Here is a 20,439-nt window from a genome sequence, read left to right as displayed (position 1 = left end):
AAACTTATTTTAATGTTTGCGTATAAATGCAATTATAATCTAACATTTATCTTTGCCCCGCATTTCTCGCATTTTCCATCATCCGTCAGTCCGAGAATTCTGGTGTTGTAATAAACACGCTCTATGAGAAGATTTCCGCACTTCGGGCAGTAGGTGCTTTCGTACTCAGGTTCCCAAGTGTTGCCAAGATAAACGTATTCCAGCCCAGCCTCCTTTGCAATCTCGTAGGCTCTGTGAAGAGTTCTAACCGGTGTGGGTGGCTTATCCGTGAGTCTGTACATGGGAAAGAATCGTGAGAAATGAACGGGTATCTCAGGACTCACTCCTTGCACCCACTCTGCAAATTTTCTTATCTCACCTTCTCCATCGTTCAACGTTGGAATTATAAGATAGGTAAGTTCAACATGAATCCCCATGCGATGAGCCCTTTCAACAGTGTCAAGCACGGGTTGAAGTCTTGCTCCCGCAATTTTTCTGTAGAATTCATCGTTGAATGCCTTTACATCTATGTTCATTGCATCAAGGTACCTGGAGATTTCCTCAAATGGCTTCTTGCATATGTATCCATTGGTAACATAAACAGTGTAGAGTCCCTCCCGCTTTGCCATTTTTGCAACATCAAGGGTGTATTCATGCCATATTGTTGGCTCGTTGTATGTAAATGCTATACCCTCATAATCCCGGGCCACCTGCATGAGCTCCTCCGGGCTCATCTCCCTTATGTAGGGAAACTCAAGTCCGATCTGACTTATTTCCCAGTTCTGACAGTGTTTGCACCGCATATTGCAGCCCACCGTGGCCACCGATAGAACCTCAGAGGTGGGCTTGAAATGAAATAGGGGTTTTTTCTCTATGGGATCCACCGCTATTGAGGATACGCTGCCATAATTTAGCGTGTAAAGCTTACCTCCAATATTCTTCCTGACCCTGCAAACACCAACCTGCCCATCACTGAGCACGCATCTATGTGGGCACAGATTGCACCGAACCTTATTGTCTTCCAATTTTTCCCAGTGTCTGGCTAAAATGAGCATAACCCTCACCTTCAAATTTTTTATTTTCCTTCCATATCCCTGCATTCTCCCTCTCAACAACCTCCCCAATCTCCGTGCCAACCACACCACGTTTGGCAGTATATACGAGTTCGTACTCGCCACCGAACATTGTTGCAAGGTACTCCAAAGGCAGGCCATAATCCTCTGAAACCTCATAGGCAAGTTTGTGTATGGGAATCTTATCAAAATATATTTCCAATCCATATTTTTCATTTCCCATAAATTTAACAGATGCAAGCAAGCCGTCTGATAGATCCATGCACGCACTTCCCAACTCCGAGATCCTCCTACCCTCCTCTATCCTGGGATGGACGTCTAACAAATACTCAATGCCCTCATCATGCCCGTTTTTCCAGAGAAAATATCCTGCTGCCTGCTTTCCAAGTTCTCCAGTCACAAAAACCCTTTCGCCCTTACTTACTGTGTTCCTTCTTAATATTCTGTTGGCCTCCACGTGGCCCACCGCAAAGCCGCTCATCCCGACGCTTTTTGACTCTTTGAAATCTCCACCATAATAGGGCACACCAAATCCCTGCAAAACACTGTTCATTCCCAAAACGAAGGATTCAACATAGTCCCAGTCCAAATCCTGCGGGAATGACATGGATGCCATAAATAAATCTGGCAGCCCCCCCATTGCGGCAATATCACTTAAATTTATGGATGCAAAAAAAGCCCCAACTTTCTCAGGGTTCCACTCTCTCATGAAATGTACGCCCTCTCCAATGAAATCCACAGTGTAAAGTTGATAAAGATTCCCCATTTTTATGTAAACGCAATCATCATAGGCTTGCTTCTTTTTCAAGATTTTCCATATCCCGTCTATGGCCCTTCTCTCACCCATATCCTTCAACTGCATCACCCTATGCATGCCCTTGCAACGATAAAGTTTTTACTCCATACAAACATACTTCCCCGTGAAATGCTTGAAAATGCATGCAGTAGTTCATGGGAAAATTGACGGAAAGAGAATTGATGATTTCGTGGAATCCTTCGATGAAGATTTGCTCTATCTCATAGACGTGGACTCCCACAATGGTGGGGAGATTAACTTCAAGGTCTACGATGAGTTATCGGGACTCTTTGAGATGTGGATAGATGCCGCTCCAAGAAGGCACTACGATGTTATGGATGTGCTCGTGATTGGAGGCAACAAGGCAGTGATCACACCCTATTTCACAAGGTGGAAGGAGATAACAAGGGCGATAGAACTCACTGAGAATACAGTTTTAAAATCATACAATATTGAGGATATCGGGAGATTTCTGAGCATGGGAGGCAAAGAGGTTATAACCTCCGTGCGCATGGCCCCACTTGTGCATGCCAATACCTATGTGCTAAAAGGAGGTGAAATTTGCCCATGGAGGATCTGAAGAGGGTAGTTGCATTCGTGGTGAAGAGAAAGGGAAGGGAAATAAAGGAGGAGGACTTTGTAAACACCCTGTCCTACGATATGAAGTGGGTCTCTCCAAATTCTGCACGGGCACTGTTCAAGGTTGCCGTGGATACTCATCTCATTGAGAGGAAGAATGAGCACTATGAGCCGACCTTTGAGATGAAGGGATTGATCCTGCCTCTTGATTTCAAGGTTACCGAGGAGGATGTTGCCAAGTATTTCACAAAACCGGACATTTTCACAAGGATAATGGATCATCTCACATTCAACCTCAAGAGGAGCAGAAGGGATATACTTATGGAAATAAACGAAATCAAAAACAGAATGAAGTATGTGAGCATTGAAGTGGCAGCCCTAATTTACTGCAAGGAAAACGAGATGGACTGCTCTGAATTCTACCAGGAGGTAGAGAAAAGGATAATGGAATTATAAATTGGATGCACTCTCGGTGAATTTCAAGGCCTTTTCCACATCTCCCTTCTCCATGTATATGTCTGCAGCCACCTCATAGATCTTTTTCTTCAGTTCATCGTCTCCGACTTTTTCAAGCATGGATAATGCCTTTTTGATGAAGTGAAGAGCCTCATCAACATAGTCATCTTCAAGGTAGTACATGGCGAGATGATAAAGCGTCTCAACCTGAGCCCTTATATGTCCCTCCTTCTCAAACAGGTCAAGGGCTCTATAAAGATAGTCCAGCTGTCTCATGTCATCATAAAGCAAGGCAAAATTCGAATACACTGCACCAAGGGCCACGTTATCCCTCAGATTACGAAATATTATCTCCGCCTCCCCAAAATTTTTCTCGGCCTCCTCCCTCATACCCAAAAAATAATGTAAGAGACCAAGATTGCTCAAAATTATGCCCCTCTGCTTCTTATCCTCCTCAACTTCAAGCTTACTCTCAAGTTCTTCAATATCGTTCTCAACCCGCTCAATGAACCTTTTGACCTCCTCAACATTTTCCTGGACTTTTTGATTCTCGATACCATCAGTGTTGTCAAGGGCCACCTGAAAATACTTAAGGGACTCTCTTGGATAATGGAGAAAATAAACACATAGCCCTGCAAGATTAGCATTGTAGGCGATTTCTTCCCTGTTTGTGGAGTTTTCCAACTCATCGAGAAAAAGTTCAAGAGCCCTGCGGTAATTTTCCCTGTTGAAGTATTTCAGCGCATCTCCCATGAGCAGTCCAAGCATTTATACAATTTAACACTTTCCAAGATATCTTTTCAAGGCGTAAATCCCACTTAGCACGTTGGCTCCAAGAATAAGATCCTCCGGAAGAGAAAAGAGATACTCATCCACATGTACCAATGGAACTTTTATCACCTCTATCTCCTCCGTAGGCTCAAGATTTTGCCTTGCAGCCATTTTCACATCGGGTGCGTAAAAATAGTAGGCTTCCATTCTTGTGAGGCCCTGACAGATCACCCCCTTGAAAAGGAAAACCAGTTCCTCTGCCCTATACCCTGTTTCCTCTAAAAGTTCCCGTCGGGCGCATTCCTCAGGATCCTCATCGTCAACCAGTCCCGCTGGAAGTTCAATAACATACATGTTCAAAGGAAACCTGTAATGCTTCTCCAGCAGGATTTCTTTATTTTCCGTGAGTGCAATCACCACCGCAGTTTTCGTATGCTTTCCAATTTCAACACTTTCCCATATTGCATTTCCATTGTAGTCCCTTCTAATACGTAGGAAATTGCCTTTAAAAACGATCTCACTCCTCTCAATGTTCATTTTTTCTCAGTTCCTCCAGTATCTCCCTCGCTCTATCCACTCGTACCTTTCTCTCTTCCACAAGCTTCTCGGCGACGATGTCAATCTCCTCTCCCTTTGCACCGGCCATGACAGCAATGTTCCTCGCATGCAGGCTCATATGCCCCCTCTGAATTCCTTCCGTGGCGAGGGCTCGCAGCGCTGCAAAGTTCTGCGCTAAGCCCACCGCGGCAAGAACCTCGGAGAACTCTCTCGCGCCTTTAACTCCCAATATCTTCCTTGCAATCTTGGCCTTGGGGTGCGTGCTCGTTGCGCCGCCAATTGTTCCCACAGCGATGGGTATCTCAATGCTCCCCACAAGATTTCCCTCTGAGTCCATCTCGTAGTGGCTCATGCTAGTGTAAGTTCCGTTCATTGCAGCGTACGCATGCGCTCCCGCCTCCACCGCACGCCAGTCGTTGCTCGTGGCGATCAGAACAGCATCAATGCCGTTCATTATGCCCTTGTTGTGCGTGGCAGCTCTGAACGGATCCACACGTGCAAACTCGTAAGCGTAGAGTATGCCCTTCACCGTATCCTCTCCAATTACCTCTTTTTTCCACACTGCCCTCGCCCTTGCAAGGCGATATATTGCGAGGTTGCTTAGAATCCTGAGGTACACCTTTCCACCAGTTATGTCCTCTATGTACGGAGCCAGAGCTTCTGCCATGGTGTTCACTGCATTTGCACCCATGGCATCTCTGACATCCACATGAATATGGATAATGAGCATCGGGCCCATCTTTGAGTCAAGAACCCTCGCGGTAATGTCCCTGCACCCGCCGCCCACTTTAACAAGCACGGGATCCTGCTCATTCGCTATGCGCATCAACTCCTCTTTATGCTCAAGAACCTGCATCTTCGCAAAGTGCGGATTCTCAAGTCCCACAACCTGAATCTGAGAGATCATTATTGGTTCTGTGGAGGACGTGAAGAATCCGCCTCCGGGTCTCGCAAGCTTCGCCGCGTGGCTCGCAGCGGCCACAACGCTCGGCTCCTCAATGGCCATAGGAATGATATAGTCCTTTCCGTTGATTAGAAAATTCGTGGCTATGCCCATTGGAAGCTCAGTCATGCCTATCACATTCTCAATCATCCTGTCCGCCAGGTCCAGGGGAAGGTGCCCATTCAGAAGAAAGTTCGTCTCATCATCACTTAGATCTGCGAATTCCTTTACAATTCTAAGGCGCTCTTCCACAGGCAACTTGTAGAATCCGGATATGCGCGAGGATTTCATAGATAGGTTATTGGCTGTTCTCTATTAAACCTTTTTTGGTTGCGAAAGTTATTAATAAGACTCTTTCATTTATTAGGTTTATAAGGTGATTCATATGGGTTTGTTGGGTGGGAAGAAAAGATTGTTCGTATTTGCCATTATCCTGTTACTGGTCATTGTGAATATAGCCACATCGGTCAATAATCCACAGATGTTGAACAGCAGGAGAGAAATATCCCCCGGAAAAATGGTTATCTACACAAAAGGGTTTAATGCAAATCTAGCAAAACCTGAAAATTACATAGGATCTCCAAATTCTGGGCATAAAATATATGTGACCATAGCCCTCAAATGGAGAAACGATGATGATCTGAACAAGACATTATGGCTCATAAACAATCCAAGATCCCCTCAATATCACCATTTTCTCTCTTGGAAAGAATTCAAAAATAGATATGCCCCCTCCAAGATAGTTTACAACTCAATTTTAAAATGGTTGAAAAAGGAAGGGTTACACATTCAGTATACATATCCCCTCAGGAATTCAATAACTATATACGATACCATGGGAAAAATACAGAGAGTATTTCACACCCAGTTTGGCATTTATAGAGGAGATGGAAAGCATCTAAGAAAAGAGTATTTTGCCATATCAAAACCCATAGAATTTCCAAGTAATTTCATACCATACATATTTGGAATTGATGGACTCAACAATGCCACAGCCTATCATCTCAACTATTTCAAATCCTCCTCCGGTATAGATTATCTCACTGGAGCAGATGTTGCCAGAATGTACCATGTTTATGAGTTGTATAATGATTCCGCTTCAGGGACGGAAAGCAGTAAGCACATATTTGCTACCGGACTCCGCGTGGCTACTGTTCTCTGGGAGGGTGCCGATAGCAGTGGAAATCAATACGCGCCCTTTGATCCGAGTGCAGTAGGTTATTACTATGCTCATGTGATTCCCTCCTGGATTCAAAATCTCGGTGTGAATTCCACAGTCCATTACCATGGCACAAGCGGAACAGTAGCTCCGGGGAGTAATACTGATGGTCAGGTGTCCGTGGAGAATGAACTTGATCTCGAAATGGTAGGAACACTGGCGCCAGGTGTGGATGCTTACTGTGTCTATGGTCCAGGAGGAAGTAGTGGGGGACCATCTGAAAGTAATTTTCCGGACAATGAATACGATTATATAGCAAATACACTTGCATCTGATACATCAGCTCAGTTGGTGGCCGTGAGCAATTCATGGGGTGGGGGAGATGCTTCTGGCCCTGCCGAAACAGATAATGATATTAAAGCGCTGAACGCAATGGGAGTCACAGTCCTTGCTTCAAGTGGTGATGATGGTGATACTGATTCTCCTAGTTATCCCTCCACAGATGCTCATTCATCATTTGGTGTTATAGCGGTTGGTGGCACCACACCATTTCCCAATGGGTATGATATTACCACTCTTGATGATGAAGCTACAATGGGCTACAATACTAACCTTACTGACCCCAGAAGCAGTGAGATAGTGTGGTACGATATTTCAAGCACAAATAGTGCTGGAGATCACTGGGGCACGCAGAGCGGTGTGAGCTCTTCATATTCAGAACCTTGGTTCCAGAAGGATTTCGTGGGGAGTGTAATAAGTAACACGGGAAGCACTGGAAGGGCCACTGCGGACATATCTGCGATGGGTAATCACACCTTCATCTACACCAGTAGCAGCAGCGGATTGCAGTGGAGTGCTGTGGCTGGTACCTCAGTAGCATGTCCTGTAACTGCCGGAATGATTGCAGAGATGGCCGCTTATGTCGGTGTGCAGTACGGGGTTTCGAATCATGGATTTGGATATCTTCTGCCAACAATATATCAGCTTGGAAATGATTTTTACAACAACGGGAAGTACAGTTCTTCACCGCCCTTCTTTGATGTAACAGAAACGCCCAGCGGGTACCACAATGGAGAAACTGCCTACGATGCCCGCACTGGCTGGGACCTTGCATCAGGGTGGGGAGTTATAAATGCCTGGGAATTTGTACACGATATTGGATTTGTACTCAGGGCTTCCACATCCTCGGCCACCATATCCCAGGGACAGACTGCCTCCTACACGATAAATGTGGCATTTCCATACATGTGGACATGCGATGTGGGACATTTCACGGTGAGTGGCCTACCTTCTGGTGCAACTGCAAGCACATCGGTGGGATATGTGCATCCGGCCGGTAATGGCACTGCTGCATCGGTCACCTTGAACGTGGCCACACAACCATCCACACCCACAGGTACATATACCCTAACCTTCTCTGCCTATTCATACAACCACACCACAGGCCGTTGGGGAAATTTAACACAGAGTGTGCAGCTCACATTAACGATAAATTCTGCAAATGCACCGGACCTTACAATCACATCAATATCTACTTCGGCAAGTACTGTTGATGAAGGAAAGAGTGTTACCATATACGCAACGGTAAAGAATGTGGGTAATGTGGATGCAAACAACGTGTATGTTGGCTTCTACTACGACAATGTGTCTGAAAGTACACATATTGGAAATGTCTCGGTGGGCACGCTGGCAGCAGGGGCAAGCGCAAGCGTGCAGATTGCGTGGGATACAAGCGGGCATGTTGGAACACATACTTTAATCGCCTACGCAGACCCAGACAATATAATAGCAGAGAAAAACGAGACAAACAACTCCGCATTTACCTCCATAACTGTAAATGGATATGGTGTTTCACTCTCCGTAAATCCAACATCTGCCACCGTGCAGCCGGGCAGCTCCGCCACATACACCATAACGGTGAAGAACATTGGAACTCTTCAAGATACCTTTGATCTGAGTACATCTTCGGTGGCAACTGGGTGGTCTGCATCACTTTCAGAAAATTCAGTCACACTAAATGCAGGAGCAACTACAAATGTTACTCTAACAGTCACCGCTCCAAGCACCGCGAACAATGGGGATTCTCAGTCTGTAACAGTTACAGCAGTTAGTGAGGGTAATTCAAGCAAGAGTGATAGTGTTACCACAACGACAACCGTAGCAACGATATATATCACCGCAATACACATTTATTCTCACCTGGATGCAGTTATAAATTACACCACTTCCGAGAGCGTGAAAACTTACATAGAATACGGTATTGGTCCGAACCGTATGAATATGCAGACACCGGAAGAGAGCAGTGCGAGCATATACCACGAGGTGGCAATAGAAAATCTAACCCCAGGAATCAGGTATTATTTCAAGATTTATATGACCAATGGTACAACAAGCGTATGGAGTAGCATATACAGTTTCACCCTCAACGGTACAAATGATTTCGAGACCAGTGATAACGGGCAGTATCTATATAACTGGCACACCGTGGCTTGGAATTATAGCACAGGAAACAGTGAACCAAGCATATGGCAGTGGGGTTCACCCAGCAATGTAGGACCCACATCTGCGCACTCTGGAAGTGATTTGATAGGCACAGTGTTAAATGGATATTATGGTGTAGATGAACAGGTACAGGTTTTAATGACACCCTGGATGGATTTCACAAACGCATCTTGGGTCACTCTTTCATTCTATGCATGGTATGACCTTGAAGCCGATTCCAGCGGAATGTGGGATGGAGTAACCATAGCCTTCGAAAACAACACAGGCTCTACATGGTGGCTTCTTGATCCAAACAACAATGCTTCTCAGTATGACGGAATATGTGCATCTGATCAGGGATTAAATGACACGTATATTTTCGGAGGCAACTCCGGAGGATGGGTACTTAAAACCTTCAACACCAGTGCAATAAATGATACAAAAGTGAACAGAAATCTTCTTGGTCATAAAGTTCGCTTCATTTTCTACTTTGAAAGCGATGAGTCCGTTCATAATTATCCCGGTTTCTACTTCGACGACATTCAGGTTAAGGCGGGAATTCCACAGTATCACATCTACGGCTATGTAAAGGATTCGTCGGGCAATCCTGTAAGCGGAGCAACTGTTTGGATAAATGACACAACTCTGGGTATAACCTATCAAACAACAACGGATACCAATGGATATTACGAAGTTTACACCCATAACTGTATGGGAGGAGATACCATAAATGTGGACGCAGAGACTGCTGGAATGAAAGGAACAAATTCAGGCACGATGAGCAGTACCACAACAAATCTTCAGATAGATGTAACTCTGCAGGCAGTACCAGAACTGAGTTTCTTCGCACTAACAGCGTTCCTGGCAATTGCAGTGCTTCTTCTTAGGAGGAAAAAATAATTTCTCACACATTTTAAATATCTTCCCATTCATATCCTTTTGTGAAAAAAGAGACCAAGGCCATACTGATACTTTCACTTTTATCACCACTCTTTGCGGAGGTACTCAGCGGTTCAACCCCACCACATCAGTTGATTTCTGAGCCATTATCGTTTCCATCACTCTGGGCGTTTTACGGCTCTGGAGTACTCCTGTTTCGCGAACTGTGGGTCCGAAAAAACAAAACTCCCGGTGGAATCATGATGCTGGGATTTGCCTATGGCATTTTAGAGGAGGGTGTGTTTATAAAATCTTGGTTTGATCCTGCATGGCCCGATCTTGGAATACTTGGAAGATACGGAAGAATTATGGGCATAAACACCGTATGGGCAGCATGGCTCACTGTTTTTCATGCGTTTATGAGCATATGGGTACCCATAATACTTTTTGAACTCTTGTTTCCAGAACTCAGAAACACAACTTTACTCGAGAGAAAAAGCGCCATATTACTTCTATCAATGTACCTGGGCATGGGAATAGTAATGAATCAGATTCTGGATAATTATCATCCACCATTAATCCCATATTCCCTGACGGCAATGCTTGCCATCTCATTCATAATTATGGGGACAAAATTCAAACTGCCCGGACCACCTGAGATCTCTGAGAAAAAAGCCCTTCTCCTCGGGATAGCATACTCAACAGCGTTGTTCATAATATTCGTGCTTATTCCCCATACCTCCATTCCTCCAGAGGTACCGATAATTTTAGGCATACCTATCGCCATTCTTTTTTACGTTATTCAGGTAAATCAACCACAGAAAATTATCCATACCCTTATGCTGGGTGCCCTCTCATTCTGGCTACTTTTTATGGATTTTGCTCTGGCCACCATGGGCCACCTTGCCGAATTACCGCTGGGATGGGGCACTTACATTGCAGTTCTATACGTATACTTTAAAAGATACAATTTTACGAGTTCCGATAAAAAGCGGTAAGTTTAATTACTGAATCCTATTATTGAAATTGGTGATAGTATGCATGAGCAGGAAATCAAGGCAGCGGTGGAACACTTTGAAAGTTTGCTTAGAGAACAACTTGAAAGGGTGCAGAGGATAAGAAACGAGGGGGACTGGATTGATTATTCAAAGCTTCCAAAAATAGTGATAGGAGTTGCAGGAGGTGACGGAATAGGACCATACATCACAGAGCAAACACAGCGCGTTCTTGAGTTTCTTCTGAAAGACGAAATTGCCACGGGAAAAATAGAGTTCAGGAAGATTGAGGGACTCACAATTGAGAATCGAGTGAAGCACATGCAGGCCGTGCCAGATGATGTACTTGAAGAGATCAAAAAATGTCACGTTCTTTTAAAGGGTCCCACAACCACTCCCAAGAAGGGTGATCCGTGGCCAAATATTGAAAGCGCCAATGTGGCAATTCGTCGAGCCCTGGATCTATTTGCCAATGTTCGTCCGGTGCGTGTACCAGAACTGGGCATTGACTGGGTGTTTTTCAGGGAGAACACGGAGGGTGCTTACATGCTCGGATCAAAAGGAATCATGATAGGCAACGATCTAGCCATGGATTTCAAGGTGATAACCGCTCCCGGAGCAGAGCGCATAATTCGCCTCGCATTTGAGTATGCGAAGAAGAACAACCGCAAGAAGGTGACTGTGGTAACAAAGGCAAATGTGGTCAAGAAAACGGATGGACTTTTCCTGGATGTGGCAGAGCGTGTTGCAAAGGACTATCCAGATGTGGAATGGGATGACTGGTTCATAGACATAATGACCGCAAAGCTCATTGACCCGGCGAGGCGCTCACAGTTTGATGTGATTGTGCTTCCAAATCTGTACGGGGACATACTCACGGATGAGGCCGCCCAGATTCAGGGTGGCGTTGGCACAGCTGGCAGCGCAAATATCGGAAAGAGATATGCGATGTTTGAAGCCATACATGGGACTGCACTGCGCATGGTGAAGGAAGGAAGGGCAAAGTATGCGAGTCCCATGAGCATGATCAAAGCTGGTGCAATGATGCTTGAGCATATTGGTTATGTGGAAGAGGCACGGCGCCTGAATATGGCCATAGACATATGCACGGTCTACGAGAAGAAAATTGTAGTAACTGGGCGCAGCGATGGAGCAACGGGCGAGGAACTTGCAAATTACGTTATGGAAACTTTGAAGGATCCAAAACTGGAAGAAAGGTGGAAGAAATACACCTCCTCTTAAATTTTTTAAAAAATAAAAAAAATTAGCGGACTCTGTTTTTTGGTCTGACTATAAGCCAGATGATGAGCCCAATTATGTTCAGTATGAGAACCACCAGAAACCATACCAGTCCGCTTTTTCCACGACGCTTTGCATCTCTGTAAACCCATATCAGCACCAAGAGCCATACCACAAAAAATAGCATGCCCAAGATACAGGTCTTTCCTCCCAGACTTCCCAGAAACTCACCGATGGACAGTTCAACATCCTTTCCATATTTCAGGGAATAACTGAAACTGACAGAACTTGGGGCTGCGCTTTCCACCACGAGATAATACTTACCCCCTGCAGAACTGTTCACATAGTACTGTACATTTGCATTTTGAACACTCAAAACGGAGCCGCCCGATATATAAACGAATCTCTGCCCGGCTGCATATTTCTGAAAATTGTTTTCATCCAAAAGGTAGGCATTCACAGATCCAGTTGCCTTTATTGTGTACCTTATGCCGCCACCATTTGGCAGGCCAATTAGATGGTACCAGTACTGGTTTTCGGAGATGCTCACATTACCAGAATCACTGTTCACATCCTCTCCAAGTGCCACTGGTGTCACTAATAGAGCCAAAAAAATAAGGCTCACCACAACAACCATACTACTCGATTTTCCATTCACAATTGCCTCCTCCCACAAATAAGGTTAGAAATCAAAAAATAAAAACTTTGTGGATAAGATTAAAATTTAATCCACCTTAAAATCCCCGTGCTTCATTATGTGCTCCACGATGCCCCCATCTTCAAGGAGTCGCATCATGAACGGTGGAATTGGAGTGCTCTGCAGCTCAATTCCCTTGGTAAGATCCTTTATTACTCCGTTTTCAAGGTCTATTTCAAGTTCATCGCCCTCGTCAATTTTGTCTGTATCCGCAACCAAAAGTGGCAGGCCAATGTTGAACGCGTTGCGATAGAATATCCTTGCAAAGCTCTTTGCAATCACACAGCTCACTCCCGCTAGCTTGATTATGCGCGGCGCGTGCTCTCTGCTGCTCCCCAATCCGAAGTTGTTTCCTGCGACGATTATGTCTCCCGGCTTGACCTTCTTCGGAAACTCAGGATCTGCATCTTCAAGCACATGCTTCGCCAGTTCGGGAAGATTGGTGCGAAGATGGAAATAGCGCCCAGGAGCGATGTGATCCGTGGAAATGTCATCGCCAAACTTCCAGACTCTTCCTTTAATTATCTTCTCCATTTCTATCACCTCACAGATAATCACGAGGATCCGCTATTTTTCCTTCAATTGCAGTTGCAGCCGCAGTGGCAGGAGAACCGAGATAAATCTCCGCATTTGGATTGCCCATTCTCCCTTTGAAGTTGCGGTTCTGCGTGCTCAACACCCTCTCTCCGTCCGCAAGAACACCTTTATGTATGCCCACGCATGGCCCACAACCGGGGGATTCAATGGCCGCGCCCGCTTCAACGAATTTCTCAAGCAATCCTTCTTTCAAGGCCTGTATATAAACCCTGCGGGATGCCGGAATGACTATCAACCTCGTTTTCTTATTCACCTTGTTTCCATCCAAAATATTGGCGGCGATACGAAGATCCTCAATGCGCCCGTTTGTGCATGTGCCTATGTAAACCTGATCAATTCTTATATCCATTTTCTTCGCCTCGGTTATGGTTCTCGTGTTGTCAACGGTGTGCGGGAATGAAACCGTGGGCTCAAGTTCGCTAACATCAAACTCGTATTCTTTCTCAAACTCCGCGTCATCATCGCTCTTTATCTCCCTGTACTTCTCGCCCCTTCCCATTTTCTCAAGGTATTCCTTCGTTGTGGAATCGGGAGGAATCATTCCTGTCTTGCCTCCAGCTTCAATGGCCATGTTCGTGATGGTGAACCTTGATTCCATACTCATCCTGTCAATGGTTGGTCCCACGAATTCCATCGCCTTGTACGTTGCTCCATCCGCTCCAATTGTTCCAATTATGTGCAGAATCAAATCTTTGGAGTACACTCCCTTCGGAAACTCTCCTGTTATGCGGAACAGATGAGTCTCGGGAACTCGGAGCCACACCTTCCCGAGGGCGAAGGCTATGGCAACATCCGTGCTGCCCATTCCCGTGGCAAACGCGCCCAGCGCTCCGGATGTGCAGGTATGCGAATCCGCACCCACTATCAGCTGTCCCGGGGAGGCCCATGATTCCACAAGGCGCTGATGGCACACACCCTCTCCCACATCGGAGAGATACGCGCCCGTTTTCTCAGAGAAATTCCTCAGAATTTTGTGTGCGTTGCTCAGCTCCTTGCGGGGCGAAGGAGTTGCATGGTCAAGAAACAGAATGGTGTTGTTCTTATCAAACACCTTTTCCATTCCCATCTTCTTCAGCACATCCACGCTCAGTGGACCTGTGCCATCCTGCACCATTGCCACATCCACTTTCGCAACCACGATTTCTCCAGCCTTCACTTCCTTCCCTGCATGCTCTCCAATTATCTTCTCAGCCATTGTCTTTCCCATACGCATTACCTCCTATTTTCTATGGGTACATACTCAACATAATCCGGTCCGGTATAGTAAGCCCTCGGTCTGAAAATTCTGTTGTTTTGAGTGTACTCGCAAACATGCGCGGCCCAGCCCACCGAGCGGGCCATGGCGAAAACAGGTGTGAAAAGATCACGGGGAATTCCAAGGAACTGATAAACGATTCCCGAGTAGAAATCCACATTGGGAAATATGCCCTTATTTCCCAGCTCGCGAATCATTATCTCCTCAATCTTCTCACCTATGGATATGTACTTCCTGTCGTTGTATTTATCAGAGAGATACTCTGCATACTCCTTAAGAATTCTGGCGCGTGGATCATATGTCTTATAAACCCTATGCCCAAATCCCATTATGCGGCGCTTCTCTTTCAGAGCGTTGAGCACATATTCCTCCGCCTTATCAGGTGAGCCTATCTCATCAAGCATTTTCAAAACCCTTTCATTGGCTCCTCCGTGGAGAGGCCCCTTGAGAGCTCCGATGGCAGATACTATCGCTGAATTTATATCAGAAAGCGTGGAAGCAGTTACCATGGCTGCAAATGTGGACGCGTTGAGCCCATGCTCCGCATGCAAGATAAGTGCTATGTCAAAGATTCTGGCCTCTTCCTCGTCCGGCTTTTTTCCATGAAGCATGTAGAGAAAATTGGCAGCATGACCTAAATTCTGATCAGGTGGCACGATCTCCTGACCGGTACGGGCCCTGTGGTAGTATGCAATGATTGTTGGAATCTGGGCAATTATGCGTATGACCTTGCGCATCACGCCCTCGCGACAGCATCTATACTGGTCAGGATCGTAGAGCCCGGCGTGGGCCACAGCTACCTTGAGAATGTCCATAGGGTGAGGATTTGGAGGCAGTTCCTTAACACAGTCCTCAACTTTCTTGGGAAGAATTCTAAGTTCCCTCATCTGGGACGAGAATTCATCCAGTTCCTCCCTCGTAGGCAGATCTCCATACAGAAGGAGATATGCTGTTTCCTCGTAGGAGGAATACTTGGCAAGCATCTCAATGGGAATGCCTCTGTAGATCAATTTTCCCTCATTGCCATCAATTGCGCTTATTGAGGACAGTGCGGCAATAACACCTTCCAAACCCTTTGAATACTCTATTGCTCCTGTATCTTTCAAAACTCCCATAATATCATCTCCCTTAGCAAAGCACATATTGATTTCTTCTATTTTAGATTTTGGGTTTTCGCAAAAAGTATTAAATTAACCACCGCAATTCGCCATGGAATGAAGAGAGCATACCGCTCAAGGATAATAACATACTGGCGTGGAGAACTTAGGGATCTTGAAGATGCATATTTGGTTGTGGAAAACGGAAAAGTTAAAGATATAACAAGGGAGAGACAGGAGCACGCAGTGGATTACAGAGATCATGTGATCCTCCCTGGATTTGTGGACACACATACCCATCTACCCCAAATGGATGTGCGTGCAAGATGGAACCCGGAACTCCTCGGATGGCTTGAAAAATACGTGTTTCCCGCAGAGGCAAGGTTTTCAGATGAGGATTATGCAAGGGACAGGGCATCAAAATTCTTCTCAGCCCTCGTTAAAAACGGCACCACAACAGCTGCAATATTCTCCTCTCCTTTTAAGGAGGCAACGAATATTGCGTTTGAAGAGGGGGCAAAGATTGGTATGCGCTTCATAATGGGTCAAGTGCTGATGGATATGAACGTACCAGATGAAATAAAAACCACCGTGGAAAATGCAAAAAAGGATGTGGTAGAACTTGCAAAAAAATGGAATGGATACAGAGAGAGAGTTTTCTACGCAGTCACCCCCAGATTTGCAGTTTCATGCAGTATAGAACTAATGCGCATGCTCGGAAATCTGGCCAGGAATCTCGGGCTTTACGTACAGACCCACATATCCGAGCAGGCTGGTGAGATTGATATGATCAAGAAAATGCATCCCGAGTATGGTAATTATGCCTCCGTTTACGATCATGCGGGATTGCTGGGGGATAGCACCATACTGGCCCATGGAGTGCATTTATCAGACTTGGAATTGAAAATTTTGAAAGATAGAAATGTGAAAATATCTCACTGTCCATCTTCAAACTTCTTCCTGCACAGCGGAATAATGAGTATAGAGAAAATGAGAAGGTATGGCATAAGGGTTGGATTTGGCTCGGATATCGCTGCCGGCCCCTATTTTTCAATGCTTGAAGTTGCAAGAGATGCCTCCTACGCCAATAAAATATCCCCCGAGGAGGCCTTTTACCACATAACGCTTGGGGGAGCTGAATCTCTAAATCTTGGAAATGTAACCGGCTCCCTTGAACCTGGAAAATGGGCAGATTTTGTGGTTTTAAAGGCCCCAGATGAATATATGGAAACCATGGATCTGCTCTCTCACCTCATCTACCTGGGAAGATGTGGCAATGTGCAGGCAACTTACATCTCTGGAAAAACTGTCTACGAAAGATAGGGCATTCTGGATACGCACCTGAAGATAGGAGTTCTGAAAAGAAACAGAATGTAGGATACCGCCAATGCCACGAGAAAACCTCCGATTATGTCAAAGGGAAAGTGCACACCGCAGAATATCCTCGCATAGCCTATGAGCACGGAAATGGTTAGGAAAACAGCACCCTCCCTGTATCTTTTGAGGTACAGAAATGGCAAGGCAAATGAAAATATTAACGTAGTATGGTCACTGGGAAATGAACTATCGGTAGAGTGAGATATCAGAGTCGTGCCCAGACCCATTGCAAATGGCCGTGGATGGTAGTAGAAATGGCTTATGGTCATGGAAACTCCCAAAGATAAAACAATGGATATGAAAACAAAAACTGCAAATTTTCTATCTTCACCATTTTTTCTGAAAAAGAGATATATCAGGTAAATGGGCACGATGAAAATCATATACTGAGCAAAGAGTATCATAAAAGCATCCAGATAAGGATTTTTTCCAGCCAGGGAGTTTATGATTTTGAACCAGTGAATGTTTATAGATTCAAGACCCATGGTTGAGAATATGCAATGTCCTATTTATCATTTCCCACAGGGGAGAAAACCTAATAAACCCGAATCATATCCCTCTAAATAACGGGCAGGTGGCAGAGAGGTTATGCGCGGGACTGCAGATCCCGTTCACTCGGGTTCGAATCCCGACCTGCCCTCTCATTCAATATAAATTGCAGGTTTCAATGGAAGTGAGAACCGTCTCTTCTTCTTTGGGTCGTACTCTGCATTTATTATTATCTCTGCCCCTGTCTCTTTTTGCAAATACTCACTTGATTCCTTTAAAACACGAATCTCATCTATTTCCCTGTATTCCAGATGCTCTTTAAGCAATCTCTTAACAAAATCTGCTGTCTCTTTGCCCTTACGAATTCGCATTGCAATTTTCATGGCCTCCCTGGGAGTTGAATCTTTAAGTGCATTGAATATCTCCCACTTCCACCGCTCTGCGGTATAAATGTATATCTTGCTTGGCTTTATCCTAGCAACCTCCACAATTTCCTTGATATCTGCAAGAATAGAACGTATGTACTCTTCTTCAGCCTCAACAACATCATCAATGTAATCTTCCCTTATTGGTGGGAGGGTTTCAAGGGAGATATAACTCTCATGCCCAAGCCTGTGCCAGAGTTCCTCGCATATATGGGGTATTACTGGGGAGAGTATAAGAAGCCAGTCCCCAAGAATTCTCCGAACCATCCTTCTCCTGCGCTCTGGGCCCTCCCTCCTCTCGTAGTACTTGATATCATTCACAAAATGAATTAACATATTAAGCATCGCATCCCTTATCCTGAAATTCTCAAAGAGCGCGACACTTTCCCTGAAGAGCCTGTAGAATCTGGATAGTAGCCACCTGTCCATTCTATTAAGTTCTTTCAAATCTTCAACCTCTATGCTCTCTTCCGCAAGATTCACAAACTGCACAAATCTTCTCCTGAGAGAGGCGATCTCGCTCTCCCTCCAGTCCACCACGCTGTCAAGATCCGCGTTCAGGGCGCAATAGAGCCTGAAGAGATCCACACCATACTTATCGGCCACATGGGCAAGAGGGATCACGTTGCCCTTGCTCTTTGAAATCTTTGCTCCTTCGCGAATCATAAGTCCGTTCAATGTGATCCCACCGGGCCAGTGCTCCTCTGGGAATATGGCAACATGGTGCATTATGAAAAATGCGAGATGATTGCTGAGATGCGGGGGAGCAGTGTGCCTTTGATCATTTGGATACCAGTAAAGGAACTCAGAGCGCATCTCCTCCACAATTTTTTCATCTATTCCCGTTATTTTTGAAACTTCTGAGGCTGAACCCCTGCCAAGGAAAACATAGTCAAAAAACTCTTCACCCAACCGCTCAGGCCCTATATTCTCCCTCCTTAGGATGTGAACTATTGTGTACATTGCCATATATATCGTTGAATCGCTCAAACTCTCTATAATCCACTCCCTGTTCCACGGGAACCTGGTGCCAAGCCCTCTCTTGCGGGCGCATGGCCTCTTTTCAAGCCAGTCAATTATGCCATGCATTATATCCCTGTATTTTTCCGGGTAAAATAGCATTTTATCCACTGCTCTATGCCCTGCATCCTTCCACCATTCTGGCGTGTAGTCTATGAACCACTGATCCTGGAGAACAGCCACGATGACCTTGTGTCCGTTTCGTGTCACTGCCTTTCTTGAGGTTTCGTAGAAAACATCCGCCTTACCCATATCCTTAAGCCAGTTTTTAACCTCATCCTTTATCTCGTTTATCTTTATACCTGCAAACTTTCCGCATTTATCATTTAGAACGCCGGAATAGAATTCATCCTTGTAGATTATTTGCGTGGCTTCCTCAAGCCTAGGATCATTCTGGTCCTTTATGCTCATTCTCTCGCATATATCCTTTGCAGGTATATCATAACCCTCAATATCAATTATTTTAATCGGCTCTATTTTCCTTATCTCCTCCGAGTTGAGCCCGTATTTTAAAAGCATATTATCATTCTTCTTCAGATCCTCAAGGGCACGGTAATCGTAGGGAGCGTGGGCAGGCACGGAATAAACAACGCCCGTGGCATTATCAGGGTCCACAAATTCTGCAGGCAAAACTGGCACTTCTCGTCCTTCTGAAGGCTCCACAACGGTTTTACCAACAAAATACTCTCCTTTCACACATTTTCCCGTTTTCACATTTTCTTTCTGATAATGCAATTTCTCGGCCGCCTCCTTGGAAATCCACCATTTCTCCCCATCCACGAGTACTTCGCAGTACTCAGCATGGGGGTTGATCCAGAGGTTTGTCACACCAAATATCGTCTCGGGCCTTAGCGTGGCTGCCACAAGGTACCCATCTTCAAACCCGAATTTTATGGCTGTAAATTCCATTATCGTGACTTTATTCACATCTCCATCCTCAATATCATCCTCCCCCACGGGATTTCCATCCACTGGGCTGTATGTTATGGGATATGCCCCCTTTTTTATCACACCCTTATCATAGAGTTTTTTGAACTGCCACTCAACGAATTTATTGTATATTGGCTCTGCCGTGTGGAACTTCCTGCGCCAGTCAATGCTGTAACCCATCCCTATGAAATCCTGCTGAGTCTTTTCAGCAAAGTACCTTGCTATGTTCTCAGGCTCCACGAATGATCGGACTATCTTCTCAACCCTTTCTTCATCATCCTCGTATATGCGCACATACTCCCTGTAAAGATTAATGACCCTCTCATCCCCGCTGCGAATGGCATCCGCTATGGCGAGAACCGGTGTGCCAGTCACATGGAATGCCATGGGAAAGAGCACATTGTACCCTCGCAATCTCTTGAACCTTGCTATTATATCCCCTGTGGTGAATGTTCTTCCATGACCGATGTGAAGCGATCCGGACATGTATGGATACGGCACGGTTATGAAAAACTTCTTCCTTCCCTTCTCCACCCTGGGTTCGAATATATTATCCTCCTGCCATCTCCTCTGCCACTTGCGCTCTATTTCCGCAAAATCCATGGGGCTTAATGTGATTCCTTAAATAAATATTTGCTTTAAAA

At 45.3% G+C, this 20,439-nt stretch carries 17 protein-coding genes and 1 tRNA gene; 7 read left to right on the top strand and 11 right to left on the bottom strand.

Going from position 1 to position 20,439, the window contains the following annotated elements:
- Window positions 1-32: 32 nt before the first annotated feature.
- A complete protein-coding gene (gene amrS, locus ACIM339_RS05100; protein ID WP_015283545.1) occupies window positions 33-1,034 on the bottom strand; it encodes an AmmeMemoRadiSam system radical SAM enzyme in 1,002 nt (333 codons plus the stop codon).
- Window positions 991-1,914 (bottom strand): thiamine-monophosphate kinase, encoded by a 924-nt coding sequence (locus ACIM339_RS05095; protein ID WP_015283544.1) that lies wholly within the window; start codon window positions 1,912-1,914, stop codon window positions 991-993. Before ACIM339_RS05095 ends, amrS begins: the two co-directional genes overlap by 44 nt.
- 58 nt (window positions 1,915-1,972) lie before the next feature.
- Between ACIM339_RS05095 and ACIM339_RS05090 the strand changes: the two genes are divergently transcribed.
- Both ACIM339_RS05090 and ACIM339_RS05085 read left to right on the top strand, forming a co-directional pair.
- Window positions 1,973-2,428 (top strand): hypothetical protein, encoded by a 456-nt coding sequence (locus ACIM339_RS05090; RefSeq protein ID WP_337954313.1) that lies wholly within the window; start codon window positions 1,973-1,975, stop codon window positions 2,426-2,428.
- The gene (locus ACIM339_RS05085; RefSeq protein ID WP_015283542.1) at window positions 2,416-2,883 is read left to right on the top strand and encodes a DUF2240 family protein; all 468 of its coding nucleotides are present in this window, start codon (window positions 2,416-2,418) and stop codon (window positions 2,881-2,883) included. Before ACIM339_RS05090 ends, ACIM339_RS05085 begins: the two co-directional genes overlap by 13 nt.
- On the opposite strand, the gene ACIM339_RS05080 is transcribed toward ACIM339_RS05085, so the two are convergent.
- The 3 genes from ACIM339_RS05080 to ACIM339_RS05070 are packed head-to-tail and all read right to left on the bottom strand — an operon-like array spanning window position 2,878 to window position 5,446.
- On the bottom strand, window positions 2,878-3,651 hold the full coding sequence (locus tag ACIM339_RS05080) for a tetratricopeptide repeat protein (RefSeq protein ID WP_162007689.1): 774 nt from the start codon (window positions 3,649-3,651) through the stop codon (window positions 2,878-2,880). The two genes, ACIM339_RS05085 and ACIM339_RS05080, sit on opposite strands and share 6 nt — an antisense overlap.
- Window positions 3,652-3,660: 9 nt before the next feature.
- On the bottom strand, window positions 3,661-4,191 hold the full coding sequence (locus tag ACIM339_RS05075; RefSeq protein WP_015283540.1) for an NUDIX hydrolase: 531 nt from the start codon (window positions 4,189-4,191) through the stop codon (window positions 3,661-3,663).
- Window positions 4,181-5,446 carry a hydroxymethylglutaryl-CoA reductase, degradative gene (locus tag ACIM339_RS05070; protein ID WP_015283539.1) on the bottom strand — a complete coding sequence of 422 codons (1,266 nt, stop codon included), beginning with the start codon at window positions 5,444-5,446 and terminating at the stop codon, window positions 4,181-4,183. Before ACIM339_RS05070 ends, ACIM339_RS05075 begins: the two co-directional genes overlap by 11 nt.
- A gap of 94 nt (window positions 5,447-5,540) precedes the next feature.
- On the opposite strand from ACIM339_RS05070, the gene ACIM339_RS05065 reads away from it, so the two are divergent.
- The 3 genes from ACIM339_RS05065 to ACIM339_RS05055 are packed head-to-tail and all read left to right on the top strand — an operon-like array spanning window position 5,541 to window position 11,911.
- Entirely contained in the window at window positions 5,541-9,695 is a 4,155-nt protein-coding gene (locus ACIM339_RS05065) for a protease pro-enzyme activation domain-containing protein (protein ID WP_015283538.1), read from the top strand.
- A gap of 41 nt (window positions 9,696-9,736) precedes the next feature.
- Window positions 9,737-10,672, top strand: a complete 936-nt coding sequence (locus ACIM339_RS05060; protein WP_015283537.1) for a hypothetical protein — start codon at window positions 9,737-9,739, stop codon at window positions 10,670-10,672.
- A 39-nt stretch (window positions 10,673-10,711) separates the two neighbouring features.
- Window positions 10,712-11,911, top strand: coding sequence for an isocitrate/isopropylmalate dehydrogenase family protein (locus tag ACIM339_RS05055; protein ID WP_015283536.1), 1,200 nt, complete (start codon window positions 10,712-10,714; stop codon window positions 11,909-11,911).
- A 22-nt stretch (window positions 11,912-11,933) separates the two neighbouring features.
- Here the strand turns inward: ACIM339_RS05055 and ACIM339_RS05050 are convergent, their stop codons facing one another.
- The 4 genes from ACIM339_RS05050 to ACIM339_RS05035 all read right to left on the bottom strand — a co-directional run bounded on the left by ACIM339_RS05050 (window position 11,934) and on the right by ACIM339_RS05035 (window position 15,572).
- Window positions 11,934-12,566, bottom strand: coding sequence for a PLDc N-terminal domain-containing protein (locus ACIM339_RS05050; protein WP_015283535.1), 633 nt, complete (start codon window positions 12,564-12,566; stop codon window positions 11,934-11,936).
- Between the two features lie 66 nt (window positions 12,567-12,632).
- Window positions 12,633-13,130 carry a 3-isopropylmalate dehydratase small subunit gene (locus ACIM339_RS05045; RefSeq protein ID WP_048104075.1) on the bottom strand — a complete coding sequence of 166 codons (498 nt, stop codon included), beginning with the start codon at window positions 13,128-13,130 and terminating at the stop codon, window positions 12,633-12,635.
- Between the two features lie 19 nt (window positions 13,131-13,149).
- Window positions 13,150-14,409, bottom strand: a complete 1,260-nt coding sequence (locus tag ACIM339_RS05040; protein WP_015283533.1) for a 3-isopropylmalate dehydratase large subunit — start codon at window positions 14,407-14,409, stop codon at window positions 13,150-13,152.
- A gap of 5 nt (window positions 14,410-14,414) precedes the next feature.
- Window positions 14,415-15,572, bottom strand: coding sequence for a citrate/2-methylcitrate synthase (locus ACIM339_RS05035; protein WP_015283532.1), 1,158 nt, complete (start codon window positions 15,570-15,572; stop codon window positions 14,415-14,417).
- A 99-nt stretch (window positions 15,573-15,671) separates the two neighbouring features.
- Between ACIM339_RS05035 and guaD the strand changes: the two genes are divergently transcribed.
- Entirely contained in the window at window positions 15,672-16,877 is a 1,206-nt protein-coding gene (gene guaD, locus ACIM339_RS05030) for a guanine deaminase (protein WP_015283531.1), read from the top strand.
- Here guaD and ACIM339_RS05025 read toward each other — a convergent pair.
- Window positions 16,865-17,416, bottom strand: a complete 552-nt coding sequence (locus ACIM339_RS05025; RefSeq protein WP_015283530.1) for an undecaprenyl-diphosphatase — start codon at window positions 17,414-17,416, stop codon at window positions 16,865-16,867. The two genes, guaD and ACIM339_RS05025, sit on opposite strands and share 13 nt — an antisense overlap.
- 83 nt (window positions 17,417-17,499) lie before the next feature.
- On the opposite strand from ACIM339_RS05025, the gene ACIM339_RS05020 reads away from it, so the two are divergent.
- Window positions 17,500-17,571: transfer RNA gene (locus tag ACIM339_RS05020), tRNA-Cys, on the top strand.
- 1 nt (window position 17,572) lies between these two features.
- Here the strand turns inward: ACIM339_RS05020 and leuS are convergent.
- Entirely contained in the window at window positions 17,573-20,398 is a 2,826-nt protein-coding gene (leuS, locus tag ACIM339_RS05015; RefSeq protein WP_015283529.1) for a leucine--tRNA ligase, read from the bottom strand.
- Window positions 20,399-20,439: the final 41 nt, after the last annotated feature.

This window comes from Aciduliprofundum sp. MAR08-339, assembly GCF_000327505.1.
GTDB lineage: Archaea > Thermoplasmatota > Thermoplasmata > Thermoplasmatales > Aciduliprofundaceae > Aciduliprofundum.
This window is presented reverse-complemented; position numbering and strand designations above follow the sequence as displayed.